The organism is Arthrobacter sp. YD2, assembly GCF_030410475.1.
Lineage (GTDB): Bacteria > Actinomycetota > Actinomycetes > Actinomycetales > Micrococcaceae > Arthrobacter_B > Arthrobacter_B zhangbolii.
In genome coordinates this window covers 594,813-610,860 of record NZ_JAUHHB010000003.1, presented here as the reverse complement: position 1 = coordinate 610,860, position 16,048 = coordinate 594,813, and the positions used below count along the sequence as shown (strand labels likewise).

The window sequence follows — 16,048 nt, the reverse complement described above, 5'->3', positions numbered from 1 at the left end:
GTTACGCGCGGGCAACCACCGGCATGGTCAGCTCCCCGACCTCCGGGATGGTCAGCACCACGGTTTCACCGGGCAGGATCTGGCCCACGCCCTCGGGCGTGCCCGTGGCGATGATGTCGCCGGGCTGGAGCGTCATCACCTCGGAGTACACCTCGATCAGCTTGGCAATCCCGTAGATGAGGTAGGAGGTGTTCGAGCGCTGGCGTTCCTCGCCGTCCACCGTCAGCCAGAAATCCAGGTTCTCGGGGTCCGGCACCTCGTCTGCGGTGACGATGTAGGGGCCGATCGGCGTGAACGTGTCAAAGGATTTCCGGAAGGAACGGTCCTCTTCCCCGCGCAGGGTGATATCCAGCAGCGGGGTGTAGCCGAACACGTAGTCCAGCGCGTCCTCGGCGGACACCCGGCTGGCGGTCTTGCCGATGATCACGCCGATCTCCGCTTCATGATCGAACCGCCGGTCCTCCCACGGCAGCTCGATGGCGCCGTCGGGCCCGACCACGGAGGTCACGGCCTTGAGGAATCCCTTCCGCACCTCGGCGGTGAGGATCTTGCGGTCGGCGTAGACACCGTTCTCGCCGCCCATTTCCTGCTGGTGCTTGTGGTAGTTCACGGGAGCGGCAAACAGGTTGCGCGGGCGCGGCTGCGGCGCACGGAGCGTCACCTCGGCCTCCGGGATGCCGCCGCCGGCCGCGGCGCGCTCGGCCGCGGCGGCCTGCAGTGAATCCCACCCCGAAATCAGGGCGTTCATCCGGTCCTCAGCGTGCGTGTGCTCCGGCACCAGATCCGTCAGGTCCACCACCGTGCCGTCGTCGGCCAGACCGCCGAGACGCTGGTCGTTGAAAACACAAAGCCGCATTACTTGCCCACCTGCTCGCGCCACAGGCCCAGTGCCGTAATGGCCGGGCGGTCGGTGTAGGAGAACAGCACCGCGTCTTCGGACGTGGAGTTGTGGTGGGAGTGCTCGTACCAGAGCGGAACGGCCAGGGTATCGCCCTTGGTCCATTCGATCTTCTGCCCGTCCACAATGGAGTAGCCGCTGCCGCTGACCACGTGGTAGACCGTGCTGTGCGTGTGCCGGTGCGAACGGGTGTCCACACCCGGGCGGATCAGCTGCAGGTAGGCGGAAATGGTGGTCATGACCGGACCGCCGGTGACCGGGTTCTTGTACTCCACGATGATGTCGTCATAGGGGTCGCCTTCGCCGTCGCGCAGGTATTCCAGTGCCGCCAGGGCATCCGCCAGCTTGTAGACCAGCGGCTGCTGCAGCTGGTGCGGCTCGCCGTAGGTCTTCGCCAGCATGCCCTCCACATAGGCGGCCGGCATGGCCTTCTCCACCGGCTGCTCATCCGAAGACTCGTCGATGATGTACTGGTTCAGCCGGCTGATCAGCGGGGAATCCAGGCCGTCCAGCCAGATCATGGGACCGTCGCCCTCGTGGCCGTGTTCGTGCCAGTGCAGGGACGGGGTCAGCAGGAAATCTCCCACCTCCATGGGGACGCGCTGCCCGTTCACCACGGTGTAGGCGCCCTCGCCCTCAACGATGAACCGCAGGGCAGAGGGGGTGTGGCGGTGAGGGGGTGCCACCTCGCCGGGCATGACCAGCTGCAGGGCGGCCCAGAGGGAGTCGGTGGCACCGGTGCGCTGATCCGGGCGTGACCCCGGGTTGCGGAAGCCCAGGACGCGGCGGAGTGCATCCTCGAGGGGAACCACCTGGCCAGCCTTCACCATGAGTTCGCGGGCCTGCTCATAGCGCCAGATGTGCGGCACCAGGTTGGTTTTGGCCTCGGGTCCAATGCCGCCCATGAGCTTCCACAGCGGGGAGTAGTGGTTCTCGGCCAGCTCGGCGTAGAAGGCCTGGTCAGCGGTGACTGTCTCGGTTGTCATCATGGCTCCATTCTGCATGACAGATTCATATTCCGCTTACAAGAATGTGTCACCGGTCACGCCGCGTCAAGACCCCTCTCGCTGGGTGAGAGTACGGAGCTCCCTCGCCGCGTGCGGAATCAGGTGAAGCCTCCGGCTACGCGTACGGAATTGGGTGCCTGCGTGTGCCGGGTCTGCACGGAGGACATCAGCGTGGAACGGAGCCACTCCAGATCTGCTGCCGGCAGGTCCCGCCGCAGGGTGTACATCGCCACCTGGGTGAGGGGAACGTCGAACGGCAGCCGGAAGGAGCGGACCTCATGGCGCCGGATGAGGCGGCTGGCGACGCCGGTGGGTGCGTAGGAGACCAGCTCACTGCCCTCGAGCAGGTCCGGCAGCGAGCTGAAGGTCGGGATGACCACCGAGACCCGCCGGTTGATGCCAAGTTCACGCACCCGCACATCCAGAGCGGTGTGGCCGGTGGAGGTTGCCACTGCCACATGTTCTTCATCCTCATAGGCGCCCAGGGCGGGCTCCTCGGAAATGCGCGGATGGTCCGCGGCGCACAGCCCGACATATTCCTGGTTGAAGAGCAGGTCCCTGCGGATATCCGATTCGTCCAGCCGGGTGGTGCAGATGGCGGCATCTGCAGCCCCGGTCCGCAGGTCATGCAGGACCGTGGACAGGTTCAGTGATTCCACCTCAAGCGTCACCCCTGGCGCCTGGCTGCGGACGGAACGGAGGATGGAGGGCAGCAGTCCGCTCACGCCGACGTCGGTCATCCGCAGCCGGAAGCGGCGGCTCGAGACGGCCGGGGAGAATTCCCCCGGGGTCTCCATGATGTCGTCCAGTGACTCCAGCAGGTGGCGCAGCTTGGGGTAAAGCTCATGCGCCAGGCGGGTGGGTTCAAGCCGGTGGCCCTTGCGCTGGAAAAGGGTGTCCCCGAAGTGTGCGCGCAGCTTCCGCAGCGTGTAACTGACGGAGGGCTGGCTAATGAAAAGCCGTTCGGAGGCATGAGTGACGCTGCCGGTTTCGTACACGAGGACAAAAACGCGGAGCATCCCGAGATCGTAGGAAGACATTCCCCGACTATAAAGACCCTCTATGTCTGCATCAAGTATTCATTGTTTGAATTTATGCAGGGCTCTCCTAGGGTGATATGCAACACATTTACTGATTCCAAAGGCAACCACATGACTACAAACCGCGAAGCGACATATGAATTGTTGCGGCGGCAGGGAATGACCAAGGTCTTCGGCAACCCGGGATCAAACGAGTTGCAGTTCCTCAAGGACTTTCCCGAAGACTTCCATTACATCCTGGGCCTCCACGAGGGTGCCGTGATGGCCATGGCCGACGGATATGCCCAGGCCTCCGGCGAAATCCCGCTGGTGAGCCTCCACTCCGCCGCCGGCACGGGCACGTCCATGGGCGTGCTGGCCAATACCGTCCAGTCCAAGTCCCCGGTGGTGGTGCTCTCCGGGCAGCAGCTGCGGGACATGGTGGGCCAGGAAATCATGGTGAGCAGCACCAACGCCGCCCAGCTTCCCCAGCCTCTGACGAAGTTCAGCGCCGAACCCCTCTCCGCGAACGACGTCGTCCGCACCATGGCGCACGCCATCCACCTTGCCGGCATGCACCCCAAGGGACCGGCCCACATCTCGGTCCCGCATGATGACTGGGACCGGCCGGTGGATGAGAACACCCAACTCACCATTGGCCGCACGGTGCAGGATGCCATGTCCCTGGCTCCGGCCCAGCTGGAAGAGCTGGCGGCGCTGCTGGACTCGGCCGCCTCCCCGGTGCTGGTGCTGGGACCGGAAGTGGATGCCACCCACGCCAACGACTCCGCGGTGGTCCTGTCCGAGCAGCTGGGCGCTCCGGTCTGGATAGCCCCCTCGCCGGCCCGCTGCCCGTTCCCCACCGACCATCCGCACTTTGCCGGGCTGCTGCCCGCCAACGTCCGCGACATCTCCGGACTGCTGTCGAAGCACGACCTGGTGCTGGTGGTCGGGGCACCCGTGTTCCGGTACCACCATGACAAGCCGGGAGCCTACCTGGGGGAAGGCACCCGGCTCATCCACCTGTCCCAGGATCCGGACGAGCTGGCCCGGGCACCGTTCGGTGACGCCTACCTGGCTCCGGTCGCAGACACACTCTCCGCCCTGGCCGCACGGGTACAGAAGCGCACGGACACCGCGGTTCCGGCCCGGACCATCCCCGCACCGCGCACCGACCGGCCGGATCGCATGCACCCGGATACGGTGTTCCGGGCCATCCAGGACCTGGGCCCGGAGGACCTGATCCACGTGGTCGAATCCACCTCCACCGCCGAGTCCTTCTGGTCCCATGTGAAGCTGCGCTCGCAGGGCTCCTTCTACTCCGCAGCCGCCGGCGGCCTTGGCTTCGGCCTGCCCGCCGCCGTCGGCATCCAGCTGGCCCAGCCTGAACGGCGGGTGGTCGCTGAAATCGGTGACGGATCGGCGAACTTCGGCATTACGGGCCTGTGGTCCGCGGCCCGTCACCAACTGCCGGTGGTCTTTGTGATCTTCCGGAATGAAACCTACGGCGCCCTGGTCAACTTCGGCCGGCGCCTGGACACCCTGGGAACCCCTTCCTTTGAGCTTCCCGGAATCGACTTCGTGGCTATTGCAAAGGGCTATGGGGTGCGGGCGGAGTCCGCAACCACCGAGGCCGAGCTTCGCGACGCACTGGCCCGGGCGTTCAGCGCCCACGAGCCGGTCCTGATTGAAGCATTCACCTACTTCGAATAGGCGGAACAATGAAGATTACTATCGAGAACCTCCAGCTGCGGTACGGCAAGTTCACCGCAATCGACAACATGAATGTGGAAATCGGCGACCGCGAATCAGTGGTGCTGCTGGGCAAATCCGGCTGTGGAAAAACCAGCACCATGCGCTGCATCGCCGGGCTCGAACAGCCCACCGCCGGCCGCATCACCATCGGAGACACGGTGGTCTTCGATGCCGAGGCCGGGATCAACCTTCCGCCCAACAAGCGCAACGTCGGCATGGTGTTCCAGTCCTACGCCGTCTGGCCGCACATGACCGTCTTCGAGAACGTGGCCTATTCCCTCAAGATCCAGGGGGTCGGCAAGAGCGAGATCAAGCAGCGCGTACACGAAGTCCTGGAACTGGTGGGGCTGGAGGACTTCGCTTCCCGGGGCGCCAGCCTGCTTTCCGGCGGCCAGATGCAGCGCGTTGCCCTGGCCCGCAGCCTGGTTATGCGCCCGGACGTGCTGCTCCTGGATGAACCGCTGTCCAACCTGGATGCACGGCTGCGGGACCGGCTGCGGATTGAACTGCGCGAGATCCAGCTGCAGCTGGGCCTGACCACCGTCTACGTCACCCATGACCAGCAGGAAGCCTTTGCCCTGGCGGACCGGATTGCGCTGATGAAGGACGGCATCATTGTCCAGATGGAGGATCCCACCTCCATGTACCTGGAGCCGGCCAGCGCATCCATTGCGCACTTCCTCGGCGTCTCCAACGTCCATCCCGTGGTTCCGGCCCCGGGCGGCGCGTGGAGCTTCCCCGGTTCGGACCTTCTCCTGGCCCCGGCCTCCCCGGTCCGGGAGACCGGCGAGGATCTGCGGGCCTGTTTCCGCAGCGAGGACCTGAGGCTTTCCCGCGCCGGCGCGGCCGGAGCCAACAGCTGGCGCGGCGTCGTCAAGGTGTCCAGTTTCCAGGGAAGCAGCATCCGCTATGCCGTTGCGCTCGGCGACGGGCACATGGAACTCGATGTCCTGGCGCCGCTCAGCGCCGCGGAGCGTTTCCAGCCCGGGCAGGATGTCTGGGTCACCATTGATCCCGCTGCAGTGCAGATCCTCCCGGAGAATCCCGCACCGCAGACGCTGCAGCCGGCGGTGGCCGCATGACGTCCACACTGCGCCCGGTCGAACCCGAAGCCATCCCGACCCTCACCGGCACCCAAAACCCGCTAAACCGACCGCATCACAAACGGTCCCGCGGCGGGCGGGGCCTGGTTCGGCTGAAGAACCTCCGCCGCGAGATCCCCAGCGGGATCCTGGGCGTGCTGTTGTTCTTCCTGATCATCCTGCCCATCATCTTCATTGTCATTGCGGCGTTCTCCACCGCGGTGCCGCGGCCCGGAAACGCCGAAGTGGGCTCCTTCACCTGGGCCAACTTCGGAATCCTGGGCACGCCCGAGGGCATCCAAAGCATCATCAACTCGCTGATCATCGGTGCGGGAGCGGGTGTGCTCTCACTGCTGATCGGGGCGCTGCTGGCCTTCATCGCGGCCCGGACCGATGCGCCCTGGAAGCGGTTCATCTACATCACCGGAATCGCCCCGATGTTCCTGCCGGCACTGGTCGGCGCCCTGGCCTGGTCCATCCTCGCCAGCCCCAATGCCGGGCACCTGAACCTCTTCCTGGAAGCCATCGGCATCGGCGGGACGCTGAACATCTACTCCTACGGCGGCATCATCTTCGTCCTGGGCCTGTACTACGCCCCGTACGCCTTTATGCTCACCTACAGCTCCTTCTCCATGATGAACGCGGACCTGGAAGAGGCGGCATCGGTGCACGGCGCCAGCCTGGGCCGGCTGTTCCGCACGGTCACCCTGCCGCTGTCCATTCCCGCCCTGGCGGGAGCAGCCATCCTCTGCTTCACCCTGGCCATGGAGAACTTCCCGGTCAACGCCATCCTGGGCAACCCCGCCGGCATTGAAACCCTGCCCACCTACATCTACCGGCTGATGGCCGGGGACGCCCGTCCCAATGCGGCAGCCGGCATCGCGATCGCCCTCACGGTGGCCGTGGTGGCCGTCACCTGGCTGCAGCAGCGGGTGGTGAACCGGAAGCGGTTCACTACGCTCACCGGCAAGGGCAACCGGCCGCGCACCATTCCGCTGCGCTGGCTGCGGTGGGTCGCCACCGGCTTCGCCGCGGTCTACTTCGCCCTGGCCGTGGTCCTGCCCGTTGGCGCACTGGTGTTCACAGCGATGGGGGAGAAGACCTACATCAGCCGCTTCGGGGATCTGTTCGGCGGATTCTCCGCCCACCGGCTGATCCAGGCCGTCGGCCAGGCGGACTTCCAGCAGTCCACCTGGAACTCCATCCTCATGGCTCTTGCCGCCGCGGTGGCGGGCACCCTGATTGCCTTTATGGCCTCCTATGTCCGGTTCCGGACCACGTCCAAGGCCGGCCAGCTGCTGGAACAGGTGTCCATGCTTCCACTGGCCATCCCGCAGGTGGTCCTGGGCATGGGCATCCTCTGGGGCTGGCTGACCCTGCCGCTGCCCGTCTTCGGCACGCTGCTGCTGCTGGTCATCGCCACCGTGGCGGTCAACATGCCGCAGGGATACCGCAGCATTTCCTCCTCGATGCTGCAGATGGACGGGGACCTGGAACACAGTGCGGTCATGCTGGGGGCCGGGCGCCTCCGGGCCGTCCGGGACATCACCATCCCGCTGATGCGCACCGGCATGGTCTCCACCCTGCTGCTGCTGCTCATGCTGGGCCTGCGGGAGATGAGCGCCATCCTGTTCGTCTACACCTCGGACACCCGGGTGCTCTCCATACTGGTGTTCCACAGCTTCGAGAACGGCAGCATCAGCTACTCGGCCGCCATCAGCCTGGTGTTCGTGCTCCTGATCGCCATTGTTGCCATTGCCACCCAGGTGATCGGCATCCGGGAAAAGAAGTTCAAGGAACCCGGGCACTGAGTTTTCTACCGGGCAGTGCGCAGGCGCTGCCCGCCACCCCCCCACAACAATGAAAGGCACACCCATGAAGAAGCGAATTGGCAGCGTCGCCTCGCTTGCCGCCCTCATGCTGGCCCTCTCCGCCTGCTCCGGTGCATCGGCCAACTCCGTGGTCACCGACGAAGCCGAGGTGGACACCAGCAACGGCAGCCTGGTCATCGACGGGGAACAGATTGCTGACAAGGAGACCTACGAGACGGCCAAGGAGCAGACCCTCACGGTCTACACCGGCTACCAGGAAGCCAACCAGCATGTCCTCAACGAGGCGTTCACCGAAGACACCGGCATCAAGGTGGAGTACGTTCGCGACGTAACCAACAAGCTCTCCGAACGGGTCCTGTCTGAGGCCGGTGCCGGCCAGCTCGGCGCCGACGTGCTGATCACCTCCGACTACAAGGTCGCCAACGCCTTTGACGAGGCCGGAATCTGGGACTCCTACGTCCCGGACGCCGTGGCGGACCTGCCAGAGCTCCAGCACAATGACGGCAAGTTCGTCACCTTCGCCAATGTTCCCGTCACCTTCGCCTACAACACCAACAACGTTGCCGAAGAGGATGCCCCCACCTCATGGAAGGATCTACTGGATCCGGCCAACGAGGGCAAGATCGGCATTGTCCAGGGCACCGCGGGCGGGTCCTCCATTGCCCTGAACCGTTTCATCCAGGAAAAAGTCGACCCGGACTACTGGACCAAGATGGCTGCGCTCAAGCCCACCGTCTATGACAGCGGCGGACAGCGTCAGGAGGCCCTGGCCCGTGGTGAACTCAACGTTGCCACCGCCGGAACCGCTGCCGTGAACGTGGCCATCACGGAGGACGGCGCCCCCATCCAGTACGTGGTGCCGGAAGAGGGGATTGTGCTCTTCAGCTTCTTCGCGGGCAAGGCTGCGGATACCAAGAACCCGGAGGCGGCGGAGCTGTACCTGAACTACGCCCTCTCCGAGCGGGGCCAGTCCGTGGTCCGGCAGGTGGGGGACTACTCGGCGCGTGCCGATGTGGATCCGCCCGTGGCCGCCGGCCGTGAACTGCCCGCCCTGGATTCCGAGCAGGTCTGGCTGATGCCGGCCCAGGATGAGCTGAAGTACGCCACCGAAGACGCCGCCCTCTGGCGGAGCGCTTTCGGCCGCTGATCTGCCGCGCAGCCCGTCAGGCCGGCGTTCGGATCAGCACCGAACGCCACGCAGAGCCCGGCACGGACCCCGTGCCGGGCTCGCTTTTGTCCGGGCCCGTTATTGAACGGGGCCGACCGACTTCCTAATGGGGGAAACATGGCTGCCACCGGCCCGAATGTCCAGGGACATCCCTTCGCCGCCCTCCGCCACCGCGGGTTCGCCCTGTTCTGGACAGGTGCCCTGCTCTCGAATACCGGCACCTGGCTGGGAAACCTGACTGTTCCGTACGTGCTGTACCAGAGCACCGGCAGCGCCTTCTGGGTGGGGCTCGCCGCGGCCGCCCAGTTCGGCCCGGCCCTTATCCTCTCTCCGCTGGGCGGACTGCTGGCTGACTCGCTGGACCGCCGCCGGCTCCTGCTGTGGACCCAGATGTGCATGGGCGGGGTGGCGGTGGCAATGTGGCTGCAGTGGTCCTCCGGCCTGCACTCACCCGCACTGCTGATCGCCCTGCTCACCCTCTCCGGAGTGTTCAACGGGCTGAACAACCCCGCCTGGCAGTCACTGGTCAATGACCTGGTGCCCCGGGGCGATGTGCTCTCCGCCGTCACCCTGAACTCCCTGCAGTTCAACCTGGCCCGCGCCGTCGGACCCGCCCTGGCTGGTGTCCTGCTGGCCTCACTGGGCGCCACCTGGGCGTTCTTCTTCAATGCCGCCTCGTTCGCCGTAGTGGTGGTGAGCCTGCTTTTTGTGCGCGCCTACCGGACCATGGATCCGCCGGCACACCGGGAGGGCTTTGTGGCGCAGTGGCGCCAGGCCGGCGCCTACCTGGCGTCCAGCCGTCCGCTGATGCTGGCCGTGGCCCTGTGCTGCGTGGTGGGCATGCTCAGCAACCCCGTCTTCAGCATGACCGTGGTGTTCGCCGAAACGGTCTACCGTACGGACACCATCGGACTCGGGCTGCTGACGGCGGCCCTGGGCACCGGGTCGGTGCTCTACGCCCTGGCCGGGCTGCTGCCCCGCCGCCGGCCGGTTTCCTTCGCCCGCCGCACGCAAGTCGGCATCACCGTCCTGGGAATCGGCCAAATCGCCCTCGGGGTGGTCTCCGGGCTGGGCGGGGGAATCTTTGCGGCGGTCCTGATCGGCGCGGCGTTCCTGGCCGCCATGTCCACCTTCAACTCCGTCATCCAGCTGCTGGCACCGGATCTGCTGCGCGGACGCATCCTGGCTGCCCGGCACATGGTGTTCTCCACCTCGGTGGCCGCCGGTGCGCTCCTGGCGGGCCTGCTCACGGATGCCCTGGGCGTCCAGGCCACCTTCCTGCTCCTGGGCGGCGCGCTGCTGCTGGCCGCGCTGATCCTGGTCTGCATCCCGCGGGCCGCAGCCCTGCTGGATCGCGCCGGAGCCAGTGCCAGCGCCGGCACCGGCGCCGCGAACGCCTCCCCAAAAGACACCGAACCGGAAACTCCCGGCGCTAATTCCACCCGGTGATACATCCGGTACCGCCCCGGCTCCGGCTTCGTTTCACTGGAGTCCAACACGACATAAGGAGTAACCATGGCAGATTTCATTGAGTCATCGGCATTCGGCCTCACTGAGGACCAGCTCGTCATCCGCAAGGCCATTGATGATCTGTGTGCCCCCTTCGACAACGAGTACTGGCGCAAGCACGACGCCGAGCACACCTACCCGGAAGAGTTCGTTGACGCACTCTACGAAGCCGGCTGGATGAGCATGCTGATCCCGGAGGAATACGGCGGCGGCGGCGCCGATATCCGCGACGCGGCCGTGGTGCTGGAACAGATTGAGCGCAACGGCGGCCACGCCGGGGCAGCCCGCGCCGGCATGTACACCATGGGCGCCATCCTGCGGCACGGCTCCGAGGAGCAGAAGGCGGAGTGGCTCCCCAAGATCGCCTCCGGTGAGCTGCGGCTGCAGTCCTTCGGCGTGACGGAGCCCGACGCCGGATCCGACACCACCCGCATCAAGACCTTCGCCGTGCGTGAGGGCGATGAATACGTAGTCAACGGCAACAAGATCTTCATTTCCCGCGTCCAGCACTCGGACCTGCTGCTGCTGCTGACCCGCACGGCCAAGCGCGAGGACGGGGCCAAGCCCACGGACGGTTTCACCGTGCTGCTGGTGGACCTGAAGACGGCCCTGGCCAACGGGCAGATCGAAGCCACGCCCATCAAGACCATGGTCAACCATGAGACCAACGAGTTGGCCATCCGCAACCTCCGGGTGCCGGTGGCCAACCGCATCGGCGAAGAGGGCAAGGGCTTCCGCGTCATCCTCTCCGGCATGAACTCCGAGCGGGTGATCGTCACCAGCGAATACATCGGCGCCGGGTTCTACCTGCTGGACCGTGCCGTGCAGTACGCCAACGAGCGCGAGGTGTTCGGCCGCAAGATCGGCCAGAACCAGGCGATTCAGGTGCCCCTGGCCCGGGCCTACGCCCAGCTGCAGGCCGCCTCGCTGATGCGCTGGCGTGCCGCCGAAATGTACGCTGCCGGGGAAAATCCGCGCTTCGAAGTCAACGGAGCCAAGCTGCTGGCCTCGGAGGCACTGTGGGCTGCCGCCGACGCCGCCTTCGACACGTTCGGCGGATACGCCGCCGCGGAGGAATACGGCATTGAGCGCAAGTGGCGCGAAGCGCGGCTGCCGCGTACCGCGCCCATCAGCAACAACCTGGTGCTGGCCGGTATTGCCCACGGCACCCTCGGCCTGCCGAAGTCGTTCTGACGCCTTGGCCGGGAACACAGCGGAAATGGGTGCCACGGAGGTCCTCGCCACCTATGCCGTAACAGGCAGCAGCGCGGCGGCGGACCACCGGGACGAGGTTGCCCGGGCACTGATCGACACGGTGGCCGTGGCGCTGGGCAGCGCCGGGTCCGCCGGGGAGACGATCCTGCGCGACTGGGCCCGGACCCAGTCTCCGTCCGGACCTGCCGCGGTGTGGACCTCGGGGGAGCGGACTTCGGCGTCCAACGCGGCGCTGGTCAACGGAACAGCGGCACACCTGCTGGATTTCGATGACATCTCCCCGTCCATGCCGCTGCACCCCAGCGCCGTGCTGATGCCGGCACTGGTGGCCGCCGCCGAGGCCTGGGGCGGCGAAGCCGCCGCGCCGGTGAACTTTACCGCCGCGTACGACGTCGGCGCCGCCGCGTTCCGCGCGCTGGCGGACCTGCTGCCGCAGCACGTCCACTACGCCCGCGGCTGGCACAGCACCTCCACGGTCGGCCGGCTCGCCGCCGTCGCCGCCCTGGCCCGGCTGAGCGGCCTGGATGTGGAGACCACCCGGCACGCGCTGGGCCTGGTCTCCTCGCTGGCCGCCGGCTCGCGGCCGAACTTCGGCTCCATGACCAAACCGCTGCACGCCGGTGCAGCCGCCCGCGATGCGGTGATGGCGGTGGAACTGGCCCGGGCCGGGTTTACCGCCAACCCGGAGGAGCTGGAAGCGCCCAACGGGTTCCTGGAACGCTACGGCGATCCGCAGCTGGCACCGGTGGGATCGGCAGCCCAGACCCTGGACGAGCGCCTGGAATATTGGACGGACGCGTGGGTCCAGGACTGGGGGCTCAAACGCTACGCCAGCTGCTACGGAACCCACCGCGGCATCGACGCCGTCCTGGAACTGCGCCGGCAGCATCCCCGGGACCTGCCGGTGTCTCTCAAGGCGACGCTGCACCGCCGCGGAACCCGTCCGCTGCGCCGGACCGCCCCTACATCGGGCACCGAAGCGAAATTCAGTCTCGAATACGTGCTGGCTGTGGCCTACCTGCGCGGGCGGGTCACGCTGGAGGACTTCACCGAAGAAGCCTTCGCGGACGGGCAGGTCCGGGATTTGATGGGCCGGGTCCAGGTGGGGGAGAGCGATCAACCGCCGGTGGGGCCGGCGGAGTATGCCACCGGGTTCACCGTGGTGGAGGCCTCCTTCGCGGACGGGTCCACCCGGGCGGCCCGCGTGGAAATCACGCACGGACAGTATGCCGATCCGCTGACGGATGCCGAGCTGCGCGAGAAAAGCGTGGAGTGCATCCGGGCCGGCGGCTATTCCGCCGAGCTGGCGGACCAGATCATCGAGGCGGTCTCGGATGCACCGGGCCCCGCCTTCACACGAGTTATTTCCGGGAGGAATCCATGAGCAACGGCAGGCCCACCGTCGTGATCCAGGAAGAAGGCATGCGCGAAGGCATGCAGATCGAAAGCCGCGACATCCCCGTCGACGGCAAGATCCGCTTGCTGGACGCACTGTCCCGGACCGGACTGAAAAAAATCATCGTTGGCTCGTTCGTGAGCCCGAAATGGACACCCCAAATGGCCGACGTCGAGGCCGTCATTGACGGCTTCACCCCGGCCGACGGCGTGGAATACACGGCGATCGTGCTGAACCGGAAGGGCGCCGAGCGCCGGGCGGCATATGCCTCCAAGCTCACCCTGCCGGACCCCACGCTGGGCCGCATCAAGGTCCACCTCTGCGACGTGTTTGTCCGGCGCAACACCAACCGCAGCCAGCAGGATGAACTGGACGCGCTGGAAAACTCCGTGGCCTCCGCCCGAGAGTCCGGCATCACCCACGCGGAGATCTCCATCAACGCCGCCTGGGGCTCGAACTGGCTGGGCGAATTCACCGAGGACGAGCGGATGCGGCTGCTGCAGCTGCAGTATGACGCCTGGACCGCCGCCGGCATCCCGGTGACTCGCATCCAGATCGGCGACCCGATGAGCTGGAACACCCCGGCCGCCGTGCGGTCCATGATGCGCCGCGTGGTCCAAACCTGGCCCGAGGTCCGCAACTACCACCTGCACCTGCACGACGCGCGGGGGATGGCGATGCTCTCCGCCTACGTGGCGATGGAGGAACTGGATGAGCGGCACACCCTGCTCATTGACACCGCCATCGGCGGCATGGGCGGCTGCCCCTACTGCGGCAACGGCCGCGCCACCCGGATGATCCCCACCGAGGACTTTGTGCACCTGCTCGAATCCGAAGGAATCGAGACGGGCATCGACCTGCCGCAGCTGATCGAGGCCGGGAAGATCGCCGAGGAAGTGGTGGGCCATCCGCTGTGGTCAAAGGTGACCGCGGCCGGCCCCCGCCCCACCGGCGAGGACGTGTACCCGATGGACATGCCCTTCATTGAAACCTTCGAGGAAGCCCAGCATTTCCGGCTGGGACCCTCCGTCTACCAGGGGGCGCTCTCACCCTGGCGCGAGCCGGTGCAATCCCCGGCCCGGAAGAACTACGACGCGCGGCTCGCCGCAGGAAAGGAACCGGCGCTATGAGTACCCAGGGATCCCTGGCCGGAATCCGGATCATCGAAATCGGGACCAGCGTGGCCGTTCCCTACGGCTGCCAGATCCTGGCCGATTTCGGAGCCGAGGTCATCAAGGTGGAACGCCTGGGCGGCGGCGACGACGCCCGCACCTGGGCACCGCTCAGCGGCGGCATCTCCATCACCTTCCTGTCCCTGAACCGGAACAAGAAGTCCGTGGTGCTGAATTACAAGGACCAGCGCGGCGCGGAACTGCTCGAGGAGCTGCTCGGTTCCGCCGACGTCCTGGTGCAGAACCTGCGCCCGGGAGCGCTGGCCGCGGCCGGGTTCTCCTGGGAACGGATCCACGAGATCAACCCGAAGCTGGTCTATGTGGAAATGACCGGCTACGGACGCACCGGGCCGCGCAGCCAGCAGCCGGCCTATGACGCCATGCTGCAGGCCTACGCGGGCGTGGTGGCCATGACCGGGTCCGACGACGGGCCGCCGGCGCGGGTGCCGCTGTCCATGATGGACATGGGCACCGGCATGTGGCTGGCGCTGGGCGTCTTTGACGCGCTCCGCCGCCGCGAGCAGACCGGTGAAGGAACCCATGTGGAGGTCTCGCTGCTGCAGACCGCCCTGGCCTGGGTGAACACCCCGCTGATGAGCGTCGCCGCCGGCGGTGCCGTCCCCGAACGGCTCGGCTCCGGGTTCCGCGGCAACGTCCCCAACGGCGCCTTCCCGGCGTCGGACGGCTACGTGTTCCTCTCCGTGGGCAACAACGAGAGCTTCTACCGCCTGCTGGACGCCATTGAGGCCACGTACCTGCGCGACGAGCCGGGCTTCGAGGACAACCTGGCCCGGGTGAAGAACCGGCACACGGTCAATGAACGGCTCGGCGAAGCCACGGCCAAGTTCACCATGGATGACCTGCTGCAGCGCCTGGAGAAGGCCAAGGTTCCGCACTCCGCGGTAAACACCCTGGACCGGGTCCTGGCCGACCCCCAGGTGGAGGCCCTCGGCCAGCTCGAAGACGTAAGCCACCCGGTCCTGGGAGACGTGACCGTGGTGAACACCCCGGTCACCTTCAACGGGGAGTACCTGGCCCAGCGCCGGACCCCGCCCGCCCTCGGTTCGGATACCGCCGACGTCCTCACCGCCCTCGGCCTCACCGGCGAGCAGATTGACGGACTGCTGGCCGCCGGCGTCATCGAGACCGGCACCGCAACAGACAGCACCACCACAGAAGGAGCAGACGCATGAGCGACGGCCTGATCAGCGGCAGTGCCGAGGAAGTCCGCTACGAAGTACGGGACTCGGTAGCGTGGATCACCATCAACCGGCCCGAACGGCGCAACGCCATCAGCCGGCACACCGTCCAGCTCCTGGTGAAGGCCTTTGTGGAGGCCGAGGAGGATCCGGATGTCTGGGCCGTGGTCATCACCGGCACCGGCGACAAAGCGTTCTGCGCCGGCGGCGACATGAAGGAAATGGACAGTGTTGCCCGCGCCGGGCGGCAGGTGCACACCCCCATGACCGGTGAGTACCGTGCGCTGCTGGAAGTGATGCTGGAGACCTACAAACCCGTGATTGCCGCCATCAACGGGCACGCCCTGGCCGGGGGCTGCGAAATAGCCCTGGCCTGCGATATCCGGATCGCCGTGGAGGGAGCCACCGTGGGCCTCACCGAGGCCAAGCGCGGCATGGGCGCCAACTTCGGTTCCGTGGTGCTGCCCCGGCTGATCCCGCGCGCCCTGGCCATGGACATGCTCTACACCGCCCGGATGGTACCGGTGGAGGAAGCCCTGCAGATGGGCCTGGTCAACAAGGTGGTGCCGCGCGAGGAGTTCGAGACCGCGGTGAAGGACTACGTGGCCGGCATTGTGGCCAACTCCCCGGTATCCCTGCGCCGTTACAAGGAAATGGCCACCAAGAGCTGGGGCCTGCCCGTCAGCTCGGCGCTGCGCCTGAACGTGGGTCCGAATCCCTATACCAGCGAGGACCGTGCCGAGGGGGTCCGCGCGTTCCTGGAGAAGCGCGCCCCGCAGTGGAAGAACAGGTAGGA

Annotated in this window: 13 protein-coding genes; 10 read left to right on the top strand and 3 right to left on the bottom strand. The window is 66.6% G+C overall.

What is annotated here, in order from left to right; genetic code table 11:
- Position 1: 1 nt before the first annotated feature.
- The 3 genes from QWJ37_RS13800 to QWJ37_RS13790 all read right to left on the bottom strand — a co-directional run bounded on the left by QWJ37_RS13800 (position 2) and on the right by QWJ37_RS13790 (position 2,945).
- Positions 2-856 (bottom strand): fumarylacetoacetate hydrolase family protein, encoded by an 855-nt coding sequence (locus tag QWJ37_RS13800; protein WP_290245608.1) that lies wholly within the window; start codon positions 854-856, stop codon positions 2-4.
- A complete protein-coding gene (locus QWJ37_RS13795) occupies positions 856-1,887 on the bottom strand; it encodes a cupin domain-containing protein (protein ID WP_290245607.1) in 1,032 nt (343 codons plus the stop codon). Before QWJ37_RS13795 ends, QWJ37_RS13800 begins: the two co-directional genes overlap by 1 nt.
- 116 nt (positions 1,888-2,003) lie before the next feature.
- Positions 2,004-2,945: a LysR family transcriptional regulator gene (locus QWJ37_RS13790; protein ID WP_290245606.1), complete on the bottom strand. Its 942-nt coding sequence runs from the start codon at positions 2,943-2,945 to the stop codon at positions 2,004-2,006.
- 111 nt (positions 2,946-3,056) lie between these two features.
- On the opposite strand from QWJ37_RS13790, the gene mdlC reads away from it, so the two are divergent.
- The 10 genes from mdlC to QWJ37_RS13740 all read left to right on the top strand — a co-directional run bounded on the left by mdlC (position 3,057) and on the right by QWJ37_RS13740 (position 16,046).
- Positions 3,057-4,637 carry a benzoylformate decarboxylase gene (mdlC, locus tag QWJ37_RS13785; RefSeq protein ID WP_290245605.1) on the top strand — a complete coding sequence of 527 codons (1,581 nt, stop codon included), beginning with the start codon at positions 3,057-3,059 and terminating at the stop codon, positions 4,635-4,637.
- 8 nt (positions 4,638-4,645) lie between these two features.
- Positions 4,646-5,761 (top strand): ABC transporter ATP-binding protein, encoded by a 1,116-nt coding sequence (locus tag QWJ37_RS13780; RefSeq protein ID WP_290245604.1) that lies wholly within the window; start codon positions 4,646-4,648, stop codon positions 5,759-5,761.
- Positions 5,758-7,572, top strand: coding sequence for an iron ABC transporter permease (locus QWJ37_RS13775; RefSeq protein WP_290245603.1), 1,815 nt, complete (start codon positions 5,758-5,760; stop codon positions 7,570-7,572). Before QWJ37_RS13780 ends, QWJ37_RS13775 begins: the two co-directional genes overlap by 4 nt.
- A gap of 64 nt (positions 7,573-7,636) precedes the next feature.
- The gene (locus QWJ37_RS13770; RefSeq protein ID WP_290245602.1) at positions 7,637-8,740 is read left to right on the top strand and encodes an extracellular solute-binding protein; all 1,104 of its coding nucleotides are present in this window, start codon (positions 7,637-7,639) and stop codon (positions 8,738-8,740) included.
- Between the two features lie 138 nt (positions 8,741-8,878).
- Positions 8,879-10,210 carry an MFS transporter gene (locus QWJ37_RS13765; RefSeq protein ID WP_290245601.1) on the top strand — a complete coding sequence of 444 codons (1,332 nt, stop codon included), beginning with the start codon at positions 8,879-8,881 and terminating at the stop codon, positions 10,208-10,210.
- Positions 10,211-10,276: 66 nt separating this feature from the next.
- Positions 10,277-11,464, top strand: a complete 1,188-nt coding sequence (locus tag QWJ37_RS13760) for an acyl-CoA dehydrogenase family protein (RefSeq protein ID WP_290245600.1) — start codon at positions 10,277-10,279, stop codon at positions 11,462-11,464.
- Between the two features lie 25 nt (positions 11,465-11,489).
- A complete protein-coding gene (locus QWJ37_RS13755; RefSeq protein ID WP_290245599.1) occupies positions 11,490-12,869 on the top strand; it encodes an MmgE/PrpD family protein in 1,380 nt (459 codons plus the stop codon).
- Positions 12,866-14,011 carry a citramalate synthase gene (locus QWJ37_RS13750; RefSeq protein ID WP_290245598.1) on the top strand — a complete coding sequence of 382 codons (1,146 nt, stop codon included), beginning with the start codon at positions 12,866-12,868 and terminating at the stop codon, positions 14,009-14,011. The genes QWJ37_RS13755 and QWJ37_RS13750 overlap by 4 nt, the downstream gene beginning before the upstream one ends.
- The gene (locus tag QWJ37_RS13745; protein ID WP_290245597.1) at positions 14,008-15,246 is read left to right on the top strand and encodes a CaiB/BaiF CoA-transferase family protein; all 1,239 of its coding nucleotides are present in this window, start codon (positions 14,008-14,010) and stop codon (positions 15,244-15,246) included. Before QWJ37_RS13750 ends, QWJ37_RS13745 begins: the two co-directional genes overlap by 4 nt.
- Positions 15,243-16,046: an enoyl-CoA hydratase-related protein gene (locus QWJ37_RS13740; RefSeq protein WP_290245596.1), complete on the top strand. Its 804-nt coding sequence runs from the start codon at positions 15,243-15,245 to the stop codon at positions 16,044-16,046. The genes QWJ37_RS13745 and QWJ37_RS13740 overlap by 4 nt, the downstream gene beginning before the upstream one ends.
- Positions 16,047-16,048: the final 2 nt, after the last annotated feature.

What these genes read in the sequence shown, in the direction of transcription:
- QWJ37_RS13755 (WP_290245599.1), top strand. Translation starts at nt 11,490, where the DNA reads ATGGGTGCCACGGAGGTCCTCGCCACCTATGCCGTAACAGGCAGCAGC.
- QWJ37_RS13760 (WP_290245600.1), top strand. Translation starts at nt 10,277, where the DNA reads ATGGCAGATTTCATTGAGTCATCGGCATTCGGCCTCACTGAGGACCAG.
- QWJ37_RS13795 (WP_290245607.1), bottom strand. Translation starts at nt 1,887, where the DNA reads ATGATGACAACCGAGACAGTCACCGCTGACCAGGCCTTCTACGCCGAG.
- QWJ37_RS13765 (WP_290245601.1), top strand. Translation starts at nt 8,879, where the DNA reads ATGGCTGCCACCGGCCCGAATGTCCAGGGACATCCCTTCGCCGCCCTC.
- QWJ37_RS13800 (WP_290245608.1), bottom strand. Translation starts at nt 856, where the DNA reads ATGCGGCTTTGTGTTTTCAACGACCAGCGTCTCGGCGGTCTGGCCGAC.
- QWJ37_RS13745 (WP_290245597.1), top strand. Translation starts at nt 14,008, where the DNA reads ATGAGTACCCAGGGATCCCTGGCCGGAATCCGGATCATCGAAATCGGG.
- mdlC (WP_290245605.1), top strand. Translation starts at nt 3,057, where the DNA reads ATGACTACAAACCGCGAAGCGACATATGAATTGTTGCGGCGGCAGGGA.
- QWJ37_RS13780 (WP_290245604.1), top strand. Translation starts at nt 4,646, where the DNA reads ATGAAGATTACTATCGAGAACCTCCAGCTGCGGTACGGCAAGTTCACC.
- QWJ37_RS13740 (WP_290245596.1), top strand. Translation starts at nt 15,243, where the DNA reads ATGAGCGACGGCCTGATCAGCGGCAGTGCCGAGGAAGTCCGCTACGAA.
- QWJ37_RS13790 (WP_290245606.1), bottom strand. Translation starts at nt 2,945, where the DNA reads ATGTCTTCCTACGATCTCGGGATGCTCCGCGTTTTTGTCCTCGTGTAC.
- QWJ37_RS13775 (WP_290245603.1), top strand. Translation starts at nt 5,758, where the DNA reads ATGACGTCCACACTGCGCCCGGTCGAACCCGAAGCCATCCCGACCCTC.
- QWJ37_RS13750 (WP_290245598.1), top strand. Translation starts at nt 12,866, where the DNA reads ATGAGCAACGGCAGGCCCACCGTCGTGATCCAGGAAGAAGGCATGCGC.
- QWJ37_RS13770 (WP_290245602.1), top strand. Translation starts at nt 7,637, where the DNA reads ATGAAGAAGCGAATTGGCAGCGTCGCCTCGCTTGCCGCCCTCATGCTG.